The 14,289-nt window shown below is 70.8% G+C and carries 13 protein-coding genes and 1 pseudogene; 10 read left to right on the top strand and 4 right to left on the bottom strand.

Features of this window, described 5'->3' with window-relative positions:
• The first annotated feature begins 9 nt into the window (after positions 1–9).
• The 3 genes from D7I44_RS04610 to D7I44_RS04600 are packed head-to-tail and all read left to right on the top strand — an operon-like array spanning position 10 to position 2,848.
• Entirely contained in the window at positions 10–1,245 is a 1,236-nt protein-coding gene (locus D7I44_RS04610) for a Tm-1-like ATP-binding domain-containing protein (protein WP_120788408.1), read from the top strand.
• On the top strand, positions 1,242–2,087 hold the full coding sequence (locus D7I44_RS04605) for a phosphoenolpyruvate hydrolase family protein (protein ID WP_120788407.1): 846 nt from the start codon (positions 1,242–1,244) through the stop codon (positions 2,085–2,087). The genes D7I44_RS04610 and D7I44_RS04605 overlap by 4 nt, the downstream gene beginning before the upstream one ends.
• Entirely contained in the window at positions 2,084–2,848 is a 765-nt protein-coding gene (locus D7I44_RS04600) for a sugar phosphate isomerase/epimerase family protein (protein ID WP_162940053.1), read from the top strand. Before D7I44_RS04605 ends, D7I44_RS04600 begins: the two co-directional genes overlap by 4 nt.
• Positions 2,849–2,861: 13 nt before the next feature.
• Here D7I44_RS04600 and galK read toward each other — a convergent pair whose 3' ends face one another.
• The 3 genes and pseudogenes from galK to D7I44_RS04585 all read right to left on the bottom strand — a co-directional run bounded on the left by galK (position 2,862) and on the right by D7I44_RS04585 (position 6,214).
• A complete protein-coding gene (galK, locus tag D7I44_RS04595) occupies positions 2,862–4,046 on the bottom strand; it encodes a galactokinase (RefSeq protein WP_120788405.1) in 1,185 nt (394 codons plus the stop codon).
• A pseudogene (gene galT, locus D7I44_RS04590) lies at positions 4,043–5,193 on the bottom strand (galactose-1-phosphate uridylyltransferase). Before galT ends, galK begins: the two are co-directional and overlap by 4 nt.
• Complete coding sequence (locus tag D7I44_RS04585) at positions 5,186–6,214, bottom strand: LacI family DNA-binding transcriptional regulator (protein WP_220093833.1); 1,029 nt, start codon at positions 6,212–6,214, stop codon at positions 5,186–5,188. The pseudogene galT and the gene D7I44_RS04585 overlap by 8 nt, the downstream one beginning before the upstream one ends.
• 133 nt (positions 6,215–6,347) lie before the next feature.
• Between D7I44_RS04585 and D7I44_RS04580 the strand changes: the two genes are divergently transcribed.
• From D7I44_RS04580 to D7I44_RS04555, 6 genes are all read left to right on the top strand, one after another.
• A complete protein-coding gene (locus tag D7I44_RS04580; RefSeq protein WP_245980024.1) occupies positions 6,348–8,324 on the top strand; it encodes a beta-galactosidase in 1,977 nt (658 codons plus the stop codon).
• A 3-nt stretch (positions 8,325–8,327) separates the two neighbouring features.
• Positions 8,328–10,496 (top strand): alpha-galactosidase, encoded by a 2,169-nt coding sequence (locus D7I44_RS04575; protein WP_120788401.1) that lies wholly within the window; start codon positions 8,328–8,330, stop codon positions 10,494–10,496.
• A 42-nt stretch (positions 10,497–10,538) separates the two neighbouring features.
• A complete protein-coding gene (gene galE / locus D7I44_RS04570) occupies positions 10,539–11,501 on the top strand; it encodes a UDP-glucose 4-epimerase GalE (protein WP_120788400.1) in 963 nt (320 codons plus the stop codon).
• Between the two features lie 90 nt (positions 11,502–11,591).
• A complete protein-coding gene (locus D7I44_RS04565; protein ID WP_120788399.1) occupies positions 11,592–12,557 on the top strand; it encodes an aldose 1-epimerase family protein in 966 nt (321 codons plus the stop codon).
• A gap of 56 nt (positions 12,558–12,613) precedes the next feature.
• Positions 12,614–12,946, top strand: coding sequence for an ArsR/SmtB family transcription factor (locus tag D7I44_RS04560; protein ID WP_120788398.1), 333 nt, complete (start codon positions 12,614–12,616; stop codon positions 12,944–12,946).
• A 2-nt stretch (positions 12,947–12,948) separates the two neighbouring features.
• Positions 12,949–13,413: an SRPBCC domain-containing protein gene (locus D7I44_RS04555; RefSeq protein ID WP_120788397.1), complete on the top strand. Its 465-nt coding sequence runs from the start codon at positions 12,949–12,951 to the stop codon at positions 13,411–13,413.
• Here the strand turns inward: D7I44_RS04555 and D7I44_RS04550 are convergent.
• On the bottom strand, positions 13,410–14,039 hold the full coding sequence (locus tag D7I44_RS04550) for a DNA-directed RNA polymerase subunit beta (RefSeq protein ID WP_120788396.1): 630 nt from the start codon (positions 14,037–14,039) through the stop codon (positions 13,410–13,412). The two genes, D7I44_RS04555 and D7I44_RS04550, sit on opposite strands and share 4 nt — an antisense overlap.
• 64 nt (positions 14,040–14,103) lie before the next feature.
• Here D7I44_RS04550 and D7I44_RS18050 point away from each other — a divergent pair, with 64 nt between their 5' ends.
• Complete coding sequence (locus tag D7I44_RS18050) at positions 14,104–14,268, top strand: hypothetical protein (RefSeq protein WP_162940052.1); 165 nt, start codon at positions 14,104–14,106, stop codon at positions 14,266–14,268.
• Positions 14,269–14,289 lie beyond the last annotated feature (21 nt).

Here is a 14,289-nt window from a genome sequence, read left to right as displayed (position 1 = left end):
GGAACGATCATGCCGACGGTGGTGCTGGCCGGGACCCTCGACACGAAGGGCCCCGAGTACGAGTTCGTCCGCACTCGGCTTCGCGAAGCGGGAGTCGACGTGGTGCTGGTCGACACAGGGGTGCTGGGCAGCCCGAGCATCGAGCCTGACATCCCTCGCGACCGCGTCGCGGCGGCAGCGCAGGAAGACCTCGAAGCGCTCACCGAACGGCATGATCGCGGCGCCGCGATCTCGGTGATGAGCCGCGGCCTCACGGCTGTGGTGGCCGGACTGCGCAGGGAGGGGCGCTGCGACGGCGCGCTGGCGCTCGGCGGCACGGGTGGCACCTCGCTGGCATCCGCGGCGTTCCGCCAGCTCCCGCTCGGCGTGCCGAAGATCATCGTGTCGACGGCCGCGTCGGGCAACACCTCCGCCTATGTGGGAGAGACGGATCTGGTGCTGATGCCGAGCGTCGTGGACATCGCCGGGGTGAATCGCATCTCCGCGCCGATCCTCGCGAACGCTGCGGCCGCTCTGACGGGCATGGTGCTGGCCGCACCCCCGCACCTCGAGGACGCCAGGCCGCTGGTCGCCGCGAGCATGTTCGGCGTGACGACGCCGTGCATCACGACGGCCAGGGACGAGCTCGAGCGCCGTGGGTACGAGGTCATCGTGTTCCACATGACGGGGACCGGAGGCCGAGCCCTGGAATCCCTGGTCTCGCATGGCGTCTTCGCCGGGGTGCTCGACGTCACGACGACGGAGCTCGCCGACGAGCTCGTCGGCGGCGTGTTCGACGCGGGGCCGGAACGGGGCACCGCCGCCGGACGGCTCGGCGTGCCGCAGGTTGTCTCGGTCGGGGCGCTCGACATGGTCAACTTCGGACCGAAGGGCACCGTGCCCGAGAAGTTCCGCGAGCGGAACCTGTATGTCCACAACCCGACCACGACGTTGATGCGAACGACACCCGAGGAATGCGCAGAGCTCGGCCGCCGCCTGGCGAGCCGGGTCGCCAGTGCGAAAGGCCCGACCGCGGTCTATCTTCCCCTTCGCGGCGTCTCGGCGATCGACGTCGAGGGCGAGCCCTTCTTCGATGCCGATGCCGATGCGAGGCTGTTCGACGCGGTGCGTGCAGGGTTGCGGGGGAGCGGTGTCGAGCTGGTGGAGCTCGACACCGATGTGAACGATCCAGAATTCGCGCACGCGCTCGTCGAGCGCTTGTGCGACGAGATGGCCGCCGTTGGCGCCGAGGAGTATGCGAAATGACAGAAGTGAACTACGAGCGACGACTCGCGCTCGTCGAGAAGCTGCGCGACAAGATCGGGCGCGGCGAGCCCGTGATCGGCGGGGGTGCCGGGACCGGCCTATCGGCGAAGCTCGAGGAGACCGCAGGGATCGATCTGATCGTGATCTACAATTCGGGGCGCTATCGAATGGCTGGCCGCGGCTCTCTCGCGGGGCTGCTTGCCTATGGCAACGCGAACGAGCTCGTCGTCGACATGGCGCGCGAGGTCCTGCCGGTCGTCAAGCACACCCCCGTGCTCGCGGGGGTGAACGGGACCGACCCGTTCTTCCTGCGGACGAGCTTCCTCAAGAACCTGCTCGAGCTCGGCTTCGCGGGCGTGCAGAACTTCCCGACCGTCGGCCTGATCGACGGGTCGTTCCGCGCCGACCTCGAGGCGACCGGCATGGGCTTCGCCCTCGAGGTCGAGCTCATCCGCGAGGCGCACGAGCTCGGCCTCTTCACGAGCCCCTACGTGTTCTCCGAGCAGGACGCGGTCGACATGGCGAACGCCGGCGCCGACGTGATCGTCTGCCACCTCGGGCTCACGACGGGCGGCAGCATCGGGGCCGAAGGTGGCCGTACGCTCGACGAATCGATCGCGCTGATCGACAGTTGGGCGGCCGCGGCGCGCTCGGTCCGTGAGGACATCATCGTGCTGTGCCATGGTGGGCCCATCGCCGAGCCGGCAGATGTCGAGTACGTCTTCGCCCGCAGCACACAGGCCGACGGGTTCTACGGAGCCTCGTCGATGGAACGCCTGCCCGTCGAACGTGCCATCGTCGGGCAGGTCCAGTCGTTCCTCTCTCTCCGCCTCGGCTCGTGACCCAAAGCGCGCCACCGGTCGTGCAGATCGAGATCTCGCGGCCGACGAACGGCGAGCGGGAGGCGGCGGAGTACTACAGGCTCGCCCGGCAGGTCGGCTACACCGGCCTGCAGCTGAAGAGCATGCAGTACTCCGATTGGGTCGAGGAGCCGGAGCGACTGTGCCGGGCCGTCTCGGACGGCCCGGCGGTCACGGGGGTGGTGCTTCAGTGCGGCCTCGACGATGCTGGGCAGGAGCGCGTGCGGGCGGTGACCCGCTTCTGCAGAGCGGTCGGAGCGCGCCGCATCGTCTTCTGTCACGACTTCCCCCGTGCACAGACCAGCGACGACGACCGCCGCCGCTTCGCCCGCATCCTCTCGCACCTCGGTGAGGAGGCCGCCGAGTTCGGCATCCGTATCTCCCTTCATCACCACGTCGGCCAGCCGGTGATGAGGCGAAGGGATTTCGACGGATTCTTCGAGGCCGTCACGGAAGGATGCGTCGGCTTGACCCTCGACACGGCCCATCTGGCGCTGGCCGGCATCGACGATTTCGGCGAGATCGCCCTGACATTCGCCCAGCTGATTGACAACGTGCATCTCAAAGACGTCGCCGGCGACCGTTTTCGTCTCCTGGGCGAGGGGACGCTCAAGTTCGAACCGCTGGTCGAGGCGCTGCAGGACTGGTCGCCGGTGTGGTGCGTCGACGAAGAGAGCGGCGCGCCTCTGACCTCCGGAGCGACACAGTCGTTCGCGGCGGTCTCGCGCTTGCTGCACCTTTGACGGCGGCGGTCCGCTACCGATCGCGCCGAGCGCCCTGCGACGGCCACACGAGGAACATCTCCGGCCCCGCGTAGCCGTGCTCGGCGAACGCGCCGTCGATGGCGACCTGAACCTGGGTGATGGCGGAGACCGGCGTGAGCGCGATGACCGAGCCGCCGAAGCCGCCCCCGGTCATGCGCGCGCCGATCGCCCCGTAGTTCAGCGAGATCTCGACGGCGAGATCGAGCTCGGGGGTCGAGATCTCGAAGTCGTCGCGCATCGAGCGGTGCGAGGCGAACATGAGGTCGCCGACGGCGTCGTAGTCCTGCGCCCTCAGTGCGGCGACCGTGTCGAGCACCCGCTGATCCTCGGTGACGATGTGGCGGGCGCGACGGTACACGACCCCGTCGAGCGTGTCGCGCGCGGCCAGCAGTTGCGGCCAGGCCACATCGCGCAGGGCGCGCACACCGAGTTCGCGCGCCGCCGTCTCGCACGCCGCGCGTCGCTCGGCGTAGCCGCCGGACACGTGCTCGTGCCTCACCTTCGTGTCGATCACGAGAATGGCGAGATCGGATGCCTGCAGGGCGAGGTCGACCGGCTCCGACGACCCGTCACGGCAGTCGAGGAAGAGGGCAGCGCCCTCCTGTGAGAGGAGCGCCGCCGACTGGTCGAGGATTCCGGTCGGGGCGCCGACGAAGTCGTTCTCGGCCCGGTGGCACACGTCGACGAGCCGCGTGTCGTCGAAGCCGAGCCGCCACACCTCGTTCAGCGCGACCGCGAGGGCGCCCTCGATCGCCGCCGACGACGACAGGCCCGCGCCGATGGGCACATCGGACTCGAAATACACGTCGAAGCCTGGCAGCCCCGCGAGATCCGCTCCGAGCTGTCCCAGCGCCCAGACCACCCCCAGAGGGTAGGCCGCCCAGCGACCGTCCTCGGCGATGCCCTCGAGCGACGCGGGGCCGGCCGCGGCATCCGCCAGTCGCACCTCGACGGCCTGGTCGCCGGAAGCGCTCGAGACCCGCACCACGTCGTCGTCGCGGAGGGCGAGGGCGGCGAAGGTGCGCCGGTCGATCGCGAACGGCAGCACGAAGCCCTCGTTGTAGTCGGTGTGCTCGCCGATCAGGTTGACGCGCCCCGGCGCCGACCATATGCCGGAAGGCGCATATGAGAAGCGCTTCTCGAATCCTGCTGCGGTCTCATCGACGAGCGAGCTCATGCGGGGTTCTCCTCATCTGCCTTCGCGATCGCTGCGCGCAGCCGCTCGGCCTGGGTCTCTGGGGGATGTCGCCGATCCATGCGCCCATGGCGGCTTCACTTCCAGCGAGGAACTTGAGCTTGTCATTCCCGCGCCGGGGCGAGGTCAGCTGCAGATTGAGGCGGATGCTGTCGCGGTGCGTGCCGACCGGCGCCTGGTGCCACGCGGCGATGTACGGGGTCGGGCTGTCGTAGAGCGCGTCGACACCGCGCAGCAGCCGCAGGTACAGCACGGCGAGCTCGTCGCGCTGCTCCGCACTCGTCTCGGCGAAATCGGCGGCGTGCTCGTTCGGCAGCAGGTGCACCTCGATCGGCCAGCGGGCGGCGAACGGCACGAACGCCGTCCAGTGCTCGCCGGCCAGCACGACCCGCGGTCCGGCGAGCTCACTGGCGAGGATGTCCGCGAACAGCGACGGGCCGTACGAGTCGACGGAGGCGATGAGCCGCTGCGTCCGGGGCGTGAGGTACGGGTAGGCGTAGATCTGCCCGTGCGGGTGCTGCAGGGTGACCCCGATCGCGGCCCCGCGGTTCTCGAACGGGAACACCTGTCGCACCCCGGGCAGTGCCGAGAGCGCCGTGGTGCGGTCGGCCCACGCCTCGATCACGGTGCGCGCGCGCGAGCGGTGGATCGACCCGAACGCCCCCTCGTGCTCCGGACTGAAGCAGACGACCTCACAGCGGCCGAACGACACGGCTGAGCGCTCGAGCCCGATGCCGTCGAGGTGCGCGGCGGCGAGTGCGGGGTCGCCGGGCGCGGGCAGTGCCGGCCCGAACGACGGCGACCTGTTCTCGAACACGGCGACGTCGTAGTCGGCAGGGATCTCCGACGGGTTGTCGGCCGTCTGCGGCGCCAGGGGGTCGAGCGCGGCAGGCGGCATGACCACGCGGTTCTGCCGCGCGGCGGCGATGGAGATCCAGTCGCCGGTGAGCGGGTCCTGCCGCATGGACGCGGTGGGCGGCCGGTCGTCGAGCACGCGCAGGTCAGGTGCCCGGTCGGGCGGCAGCGTCGTGTCGGCGTCGTCGAAGTAGATCAGCTCGCGGCCGTCGGCGAGCCGGTGTGCGCGCTTCGCGATTCCGCTGCTGAGAGCGAGAGGGGCAGGGTCAGCCATTCCAGGCATCCGTCGACTTTCTGACGATGAGTTGGTTCTGCGTGAGCCGCACGCCCGGTGCGACCGGCCCATCCTCGATCTGCGCGAGCAGCAGGGTGACGGCGCTCGCGCCGACCCCTTCGAGATCCTGGTGCACCGTCGTCAGCGGCGGCCAGAAGTATGCGGATTCCTGCGTGTCGTCGAAGCCGACGACGCTCGCTTCGGCCGGCACGGCGCGGCCGGCCTCATGGAAGGCGCGCAGCACGCCGAGCGCCATCTGGTCGTTGGCGCAGAACACGGCGGTGACGTCGGGTTCCTGCAGGAGACGTTTCCCGGCCGCGTAGCCGGACTCGGGGCTCCAGTCGCCGCGCACCAGGGCGGGTGCGGTACGGCCGGCGGCGGCGAGAGTGTCCCGCCAGGCGCGTTCGCGCTCGGCTGCGCTCGCGTAGCCTTCCGCTCCGGCGACGTGCCAGACGGTCGGGTGGCCGAGATCGAGCAGGTGCTGCACGGCGAGCTGTGCGCCCTGGCGCTGGTCGGCGTCGACGGCGACCCGGTCGTCGAACGAGTCACCCTCGACGATCACGGTGGGGATCCCGCTCGGGAAGCCGATGTCCTGCTCGGGGGAACGGTGCGTGTCGAGGCGCAGCACGATGCCGTCGACGGCCTCGTGGTCGAGGCGGCTGAGCGCCCTGGTGACCTCGCCGGTCGACGGGTCGCTCACCGCGATCAGCTCGATCGAGTAGCCCCGGCGGGCGGCCTCGAAGTTGATCGCCTCGAGCATGCGGCTCGCCCCGAACGAGTTCAGGTTGTGCATCAGCACGCCGATGCGCATGAACCGGCCGCTCTTGAGCGCGCGGGCGGCGCTGTTGGGGCGATACCCGAGCTCGGCCATCGCGGCGAGCACGCGTTCGCGCGTCTCGGGCTTCACGGCCTCAGACCCGTTGGAGACCCGGCTCACGGTCTGCTGCGAGACGCCGGCCCTGCGCGCGACGTCGAGCATGGAGGCCGGGCGTGCCGGGCGTCCCCCCAGGGTGTTCGTCACTGCGCTCCTCGCCGTTCGCCGCTCGGCCCGCCGTATGTTCTTGAAGCAGCCGCCGCGTCGATGCTAGCCTGCCTGAACCGGGATGTTTACGCAAACAGTTTGCGCAAACATTCCCCTGCGAAGGAGCAGCGCGGTGTCCTCGATCTTCCCGTCCATCCGCTTCGGCGGCGACTACAACCCCGATCAGTGGGACCCCTCCGTGTGGGACGACGACGTGCGCCTCATGCGCGGCGCATCCGTCACGACGGCGACGGTGGGGGTGTTCTCGTGGGCGCGGCTCGAGCCGCGACCCGGCGAGTTCGACTTCGGCTGGCTCGACACCGTGCTCGAGAAGCTCGACGCGGGCGGCATCCGCGTCATTCTCGCCACCGCGACCGCTTCACCACCTGCCTGGCTCGCCACGCTGCACCCCGAGAGCCTGCCCGTCGACGAGCGCGGCAGCCGGTTCGGCTTCGGCTCGCGGCAGCAGTACAGCCCGAGCTCCGCGGTCTACCGCGAGCACGCGCTTCGCCTGGTTCGCGAGCTGGCGGCGCGCTACGGCGCACACCCGGCGCTCGAGGCGTGGCACACCAACAATGAGTACGGATGCCACGTCGCGGCCTCCTACGACGACGAGTCCGTCGCCGCGTTCCGCGCCTGGCTCGCGCGCCGCTACGGCACGGTCGACGAGCTCAATCGGGCATGGGGAACGGGGTTCTGGTCGCAGCGCTACGGCTCGTTCGACGAGGTCGACGCGCCGCGGCACGCCCCGACCTTCCGCAACCCGACGCAGCTGCTCGACTGGAAACGGTTCTCGTCGTGGGCGCTGCTCGAACTGCACCGCGCCGAGCGCTCGGTTCTCGCCGAGCTCAGCCCCGGCGTGCCCGTCACGACGAACTTCATGGGCTTCTTCGCGGACCTCGACTACTGGGACTGGTCCGCTGAGATGGACTTCATCAGCGACGACGAGTACCCGGACCCCAGCGATCCGCTGTCGCACGTGCTGTCGGCGGCGACCCGCGACCTGATGCGCTCGCTCGGCGGCGGCAGGCCGTGGCTGCTCATGGAGCAGTCGCCGAGCGCGGTCAACTGGCGCGACCGCAACGCGCCCAAGGCACCCGGGCAGCACCGCGCGACGAGCTTCCAGTCGGTCGCGCGCGGCGCCGACGGCATCCTGCACTTCCAGTGGCGGCAGTCCGCCTCTGGCGCCGAGAAGTTCCACGCCGCGATGGTGCCGCACGGCGGCGAGAACACGCGGGTGCACCGCGAGGTGCAGGCGCTCGGTCGCGAGCTCGCCGAGCTCAGCGCGGGCGACGCTGGGGTGCTGGGCGCGCCGGTGCCCGCATCCGTCGCCATCGTCTGGGATTGGGAGTCGTGGTGGGCCCTCGGACAGGAGGCGACGCCGACCCGCATCGACTACCTCGCGAGCGTTCTCGAGTGGTACGGCGCCCTGCTGCGCCGCGGTGTGACGATCAACTTCGTGCGGCCGGGCGCCGACACCGCTGCCTATCGCCTGGTCGTCGCGCCGTTGCAGCAGGTGGGATCCGGCGACGAGCTCGCTGCGCTCGCCGCGGTCGTCGAGCGGGGCGACACGCTCGTCGTGGGGTTCCAGACCGGCATCCTCGACCGCGATCTGCACGTGCATCTCGGCGGCTATCTCGGCGGGGCGGGCAGCGCGCTGCAGCGCGCACTCGGCGTCTCGGTCGAGGAGTTCGCGCCCCTGCAGCTCGGCGTGCCCACGGTCGTGGCCGGCGAGCTGGAGGGCACGGCCGGTGTGTGGCAAGAGCATGTACGGGTGACGGATGCCGCGGTGCTGGCGTCGTTCGCCGACGGCCACGCCTCGGGCGGCGCCGCCATCACCCGCCGCGCGACCGAGGCGGCCGGCGCGGCCTGGTACGTCGCGACCCAGCCGTCTGCCGCGCTCTTCGACGCGCTGTTCGACCGCGTGCTGGCGGATGCCGGCGTCGAGCCTGCCTTCGCCGGCCCGGAGTACGGCGTCGAGACGGCGGCGCGCGGCGGCGCCCGCTTCGTCATCAACCACACGGGCGAGCCGCGCGAGGTGGTCGTCGCGGGCACCGGCGTCTCGCTCGAGCCCTTCGGGGTGGCGGTGCTGACCGGCTCGGAGGGCTGAGCTGTGGTCCGCTACGAGCCCCTTGCGCACCTGCCACGCGGCGGCACCTCGCTCGTGATCGCCGGCGACACCGATCGCGGAGTGCCGATCGTCGCCTATTGGGGCGAGGACCTCGGCTCGCCGTCGGAGTTGCGCGACGAGGTCGGCTCGCTGGTGCACGCCCTCGTGCCGCAGCCGGTGTCGGGCGGTCTCGACGTGCCGGTGCTGCTCTCGGCTCTGCCGCTCGAGTCGCAGGGCTGGCTCGGCACGCCGGGGCTCGTCGGCTCACGTGGCGGCCGGGACTTCTCCCCGCGTTTCCGCGTGACCGATCGCCGCACCGAGATCGACGACGAGCGCGGCGCGACCGAGGTCTTCGAACTCGCCGACGACGAGGCCATGCTCGACCTCGAGCTGCGCCTCGTCGTCGACGTGGCAGGCCTCTTCCGCCAGTCGGCGCGGCTCACGAACCGCGGGAGCGCCCCATACGAACTGCAGTCGCTCGCGCTCACCTTCCCCGTTCCGGCGACGGCCACCGAGGTGCTCGACACGACCGGCCGCCACCTGCGCGAACGCTTCCCGCAGAGGCACACGCTCACCACGGGCCGCTACCTGCGCGAGAGTCGCCGCGGCCGCCCCGGCGCCGATGCGACGCTGCTGCTCGCGGTCGGCGAGGCGGGGTTCGGCTTCGAGCGCGGCCTCGTGCACGCGGTCCACCTCGCCTGGAGCGGCGATCACCGCCTCTCCGTCGAGCGCACGCCGACCGGCGAGACGTTCCTGCAGGCCGAGGAGCTGCTGCGGCCGGGAGAGGTCGTGCTCGTGCCGGGGGAGAGCTACGAGACGCCGGTCGCGATCGGAGCGTGGGGCGACGGACTGAACGCCCTGTCGGCGCGCTTCCACGAGTCGGTGCGCGCCCGGCCGCTGCATCCGTCTCGCCCGCGCCCCGTCACGCTCAACACCTGGGAGGCCGTCTACTTCGACCTCGGCCACGCGCGCCTCCTCGAGCTCGCGCGTGCCGGCGCGCGGCTCGGCATCGAGCGCTTCGTCCTCGACGACGGCTGGTTCCGCGGCCGACGTGACGACCACGCCGGCCTCGGCGACTGGTTCGTCGACGAGGGCGTGTTCCCCGACGGGCTCGGCCCGCTGATCGACGAGGTCACCGCGCTGGGCCTCGAATTCGGCCTCTGGGTCGAGCCCGAGATGGTGAACCCGGATTCCGAGCTGGCGCGGGCGCACCCCGAGTGGATCCTGCAGCCCGGCCACGGCCGCCTCCCGCTTCCCGGCCGTCGCCAGCAGGTGCTCGACCTCACCCAGCCGGGCGCGTTCGACCACCTGCTCGAGCGCCTCGACGCCGTGCTCACCGAGAACCCGAAGATCGCCTACCTCAAGTGGGACCACAACCGCGACCTGCTCGAGGCGGGCAGCACGGCGACCGGCCGCCCCGTCGCGCACGCGCAGACCCTCGCGGTGTACCGCCTGATGGACGAGCTGCGCGCGCGGCATCCCGCACTCGAGATCGAGAGCTGCGCGTCCGGGGGCGCGCGCGTCGATCTCGGCATCCTCGCGCGCACCGACCGCGTGTGGACAAGCGACTGCATCGACCCGATCGAGCGTCTCACGATACAGAAGTACACGGGCCTCCTGCTGCCGCCCGAGCTGATGGGCATGCACATCTCGGGCCCGCGTTCGCACTCGACGGGCCGCACCGCGAGCCTCGCGCTGCGCGCAGGCGTCGCGCTCTTCGGCCACCTCGGCGTCGAGTGGGACGTGACGGGGCTGACCGAGGCCGAAGAGCGCGAGCTCGCCGGCTGGATCGCCCTGCACAAAGAACGTCGTGACTGGCTGCACACCGGTCGCGTCGTGCACGCCGAGCTCGCCGACCCCGGCGCCGACCTGCGCGGCGTCGTCGCGGCCGACGGCTCGCGTGCGCTCTTCGCGCTCACGCAGGTCACGTCGGCGAGCGCCTACCCTTCCGCGCCGATCACGTTCCCGGGCCTCGACGACGATCGCGTCTACGCGGTCGAGCTGCTGCCGCTGCCCGGCGCATCCGGCGGCCCGCGCGTGGGTGCGCGCGGTGAGCTCGCGTGGGTGCGCCGCGGCGCCGCGATGAGCGGGCGGATGCTTCGCGCGAGCGGCCTGCGCCCGCCCGTCCTGCACCCCGAGGAGCTCGTGCTGTTCGAGCTGACCGCCCGCTAGCCTGAACTCGACCGTCGACCCCCGACCCCACCCGGAGGAACTATGTCCTGGCTCGTCACCGGCGGCGCCGGCTACATCGGCTCGCACGTCGTCCGCGCGCTGCTCTCTGCCGACCTCGACGTCGTCGTCATCGACGACCTGTCGAGCGGGCACCGCGAGTTCGTCCCTGCCGACGTGCCGTTCGTCGACGCGTCGATCCTCGACGCGAAGGCGCTCGACGCGCTCTTCGACCGGCACGAGATCGACGGGGTCGTGCACCTCGCGGGCTACAAGTACGCGGGCGAGTCCGTGAAGCGCCCGCTTCACACCTACGACCAGAACGTCACCGGCACGGTCGCGCTGCTGGCCGCGATGGAGCGCGCCGGCGTCACCCGCATCGTCTTCTCGTCGTCCGCCGGCGTCTACGGCACGCCGACCGTCGAGCTCGTCACCGAGGCGACGGCGACCACACCGGAGTCGCCGTATGGCGAGACGAAGCTCATCGGCGAGTGGCTGCTCGCCGACCAGGGCCGCGCGACGGGGCTCGTGCACACCTCGCTGCGCTACTTCAACGTCGTCGGCTCCGGCAGCGTCGAACTGCGCGACACGAGCCCGCACAACCTGTTCCCGCTCGTCTTCCGGGCGCTCGAGGCCGGGCGTGTTCCGAAGATCTTCGGCGACGACTACCCCACGCCCGACGGCACTTGCGTGCGCGACTACGTGCACGTCGCCGACGTCGCGGCGGCGCATGTGGCTGCGGCCCGGCGGATGCTCGCGGGCGAAGCCGTCGAGCCGGTCTACAACCTCGGCAGCGGCGAGGGGTCGTCGGTGAAGGAGATCATGGATGCGATGGTGCGCGGCACCGGCATCCGCTTCGACCCTGAGATCGCGCCGCGCCGCCCGGGGGACCCGGCGCGCACCGTCGCAGACGGCGCTCTGGCCGCCCGCGACCTCGGCTGGGCGATGACGCACACCCTCGACGAGATGGTGTCATCTGCGTGGGAGGCGGTCCGCTGGGCGCGATGACCCGGTGGGTCAGCGCGGCACCGCCTCCCCGATCGGGCTGTGCCCGACCGGCTTGCCAAGACCCCGCCTCTCGGTCATAGGCTGACGATCGTGCGCGCACCCACCGGGGAACAGTACGAGATCATTCGGACAACGCCTGACGGCACGGTTCGGGCGGTGATCACCGAGCTCGCGGCAGGCATCCGCGAGCTCCAGATCGACGGCGTCGACCTCGTCGAGCCGTTCCCGGTGACGTCGTCGCCGCAGTCGGCGTCCGGCATCGTGCTCGCACCGTGGCCGAATCGCATCCGCGACGGCAAGTGGACCTGGCGCGCCGTGGACGGCGCGGAGCAGACGCTGCAGCTCGCGCTCACCGAGCCCGCGCTCGGCAACGCGAGTCACGGCCTGCTGCGCTTCACCGCCTACGAGCTGGCCGACAAGAGCTCGGACTTCGTCGAGCTGGCGGCCACCATCTACCCGCAGAACGGCTACCCGTTCCTCGTCGACACGCGCGTGCGCTACGAGCTGTCCGACGATGGCCTGACCGTGACGCACACCTTCGCGAACGGCGGCGAGACCGAGGCGCCGGTCGCGGTCGGCGCTCACCCGTACTTCCGCATCGGCGAGCTCGAGACGGCCGACCTTCAGCTCACGGTCAACGCGACCGCCAGGTTTGAGGTCGACGACAAGCTCATCCCGGTCGGGCAGCAGCCGGTCGACGGCACGGAGTTCGACCTGCGCACTCCGCGGCGCGTGGGCGACCTCGACCTCAACGACGGCTACGCTGACGCGGGCCCCGGCGACCTCGCCACCCTCGCGGCGGCCGACGGCTCGACGGTCACTCTGTGGGGCGACGACGCGTTCACCTTCGTGCAGGTCTACACGCATCGCTCGTTCGCGACGCTGCCCACGGGATCGGTCGCCCTCGCGCTCGAGCCGATGACAGCGCCGACGGATGCTTTCAACTCCGGTCTCGGCATCAAGCGCCTCGCGCCGCACGAGACCTGGAGCGTCACCTGGGGCATCCGCTACACCGCCCCCACCGCCTCCACTCTGCCGGCCGCGCCCGCTCCGTAGCTCGCGTCTCGAAACGGTCTCTTGACTTCTTCGCGCGCGCGCCGATACTTAAGCATATGCTTAACCATTCGGATACGCTCGACCGGGCCTTCCAGGCCCTTGCCGACCCCAGCCGGCGCGCGATGGTCGAGCGGCTGGCACGTGGTCCGGCATCCGTCAGCGAACTCGCGGCGCCACTCGCGATGACCATGGCGGCCGTCCTGCAGCATCTGCGGGTGCTCGAGGCGAGCGGCCTCGTGACCACCGCGAAAGCCGGTCGCGTGCGCACCTGCGCCGTCGACCCCGAGGCGTTCGGTGCCGTGCAGTCGTGGATCGACGCTCGCCGCCGCGAATGGGAGCGCCGCCTCGACCGCCTCACCCGGCACCTCATCGACACTGAAACGGAGTAACCATGCCCACCACCTTCGGCTCGTTCGCCATCGAGCGCACCGTCCCAGCCTCGCCGGCGCGCGTTTTCGCCTGCTTCGCCGACGACACTGAGAAACGCGCATGGTTCACCGGCCCCGACGGCTTCGTCGAGAAGGCGCCGCGCACCTTCGACTTCCGTGTCGGCGGCGACGAGTTCAACTCGGTCGGCACGCCCGACGGCCCCGCGCACGTCTTCCGAGCGCACTACTACGACATCGTCGAGAACGAGCGCATCGTCTACGCCTATGAGATGTACGACGGCGAGACGCGCTCGTCGGTCTCGGTCGCCACCATCGAGATCGCGCCGGTCGGTGACGAGACGAAGCTGACGATCACCGAGTCCGGCGTCTTCTTCGGCGACCCTGCGGAGGCCGACGGACGCAGGCACGGCACGATCCTGCTCGTGAACGTCATCGTCGCGTATCTCGCGGGGGAACTGGTCCGCTAGTCGAGCGACTCTGCCCGCCACAGCCGTGCGCACGCGCCGAGCTCGTCGCCCGTCTGCACGAAGCGCGAGGCGCGCGTGGTGAGCTCGGTGGCCCGCTCAGGGTCGACGGCGTCCACGGAATCCGCGAGCGCGGCGGCTCCCGCAGCCTCGACACGGCAGAACGCGGCCGCGCGGTCGAGCGCGTCCGCGAAGTCGCCCTGGAACGCCCCGCGCAGGATCTGGTCTGCGAGCTCGACGATCTCGACCGGCCCTGTCGGCTCCTGGGCCCCGGCGACGATCGGGTCGATCGTCGGGGTCACGTCGGCGCCGCGCTGGTACAGATAGCTCGTCTCTTCGGGGCTCTGCCTGATCAGCACCCGCACGAGGTAAATGCGCCACAGCGCGCCGGGCAGCGAGCGGGCGGATGCCTGCGACCACAGCTCGGCGATGGCGTCGATGCCGTGCTGATCGGTGTAGCCGACCAGCCGGTCGACCACGTCCGGGTCCGGGTCGGCGTGCACGCGCGAGATCAGGGCGTGCGCGGTCTCGTGCGCGACGCGCAGAGCCACGGCCGGGTCCTGCCCGCCGTGGAAGGCCTCGAACACGCGGCCGGGGAGCTTAACGGGCTTATGGAAGTCGTCTGCCAACAGGATTCCTCAGGTCTCTGTCAAGGGGGTTTTGTCGCAATGCCCGTCCGGGCACCGTCAAAGCATGAACATTCTGCTGATCATCGTCGCTGTGATTGCGGTCATTCTGCTGCTCACGGGCGGATTCGTGCAGGCTGCGAGCTGGCTGCTCTGGGTCGGGATCGTGCTTGCGCTGTTCGCCATCATCGTCTGGATCGTGCGCGCCATCAGTGGCCGCAACCGAGTCTGACACGCCCTGATTCCCGCCCGG

It is taken from the genome of Gryllotalpicola protaetiae, assembly GCF_003627055.1.
Classification (GTDB): Bacteria; Actinomycetota; Actinomycetes; order Actinomycetales; family Microbacteriaceae; genus Gryllotalpicola; species Gryllotalpicola protaetiae.
The sequence above is the reverse complement of the archived record's forward strand: the minus strand, read 5'-3'. Positions and strand labels throughout refer to the sequence as shown.

Bases quoted from the DNA above. Each gene is read 5' to 3' on its own strand.
- galE (WP_120788400.1), top strand. From the start codon at position 10,539: ATGTCCTGGCTCGTCACCGGCGGCGCCGGCTACATCGGCTCGCACGTC.
- D7I44_RS04555 (WP_120788397.1), top strand. From the start codon at position 12,949: ATGCCCACCACCTTCGGCTCGTTCGCCATCGAGCGCACCGTCCCAGCC.
- D7I44_RS04560 (WP_120788398.1), top strand. From the start codon at position 12,614: ATGCTTAACCATTCGGATACGCTCGACCGGGCCTTCCAGGCCCTTGCC.
- D7I44_RS04605 (WP_120788407.1), top strand. From the start codon at position 1,242: ATGACAGAAGTGAACTACGAGCGACGACTCGCGCTCGTCGAGAAGCTG.
- galK (WP_120788405.1), bottom strand. From the start codon at position 4,046: ATGAGCTCGCTCGTCGATGAGACCGCAGCAGGATTCGAGAAGCGCTTC.
- D7I44_RS04610 (WP_120788408.1), top strand. From the start codon at position 10: ATGCCGACGGTGGTGCTGGCCGGGACCCTCGACACGAAGGGCCCCGAG.
- D7I44_RS18050 (WP_162940052.1), top strand. From the start codon at position 14,104: ATGAACATTCTGCTGATCATCGTCGCTGTGATTGCGGTCATTCTGCTG.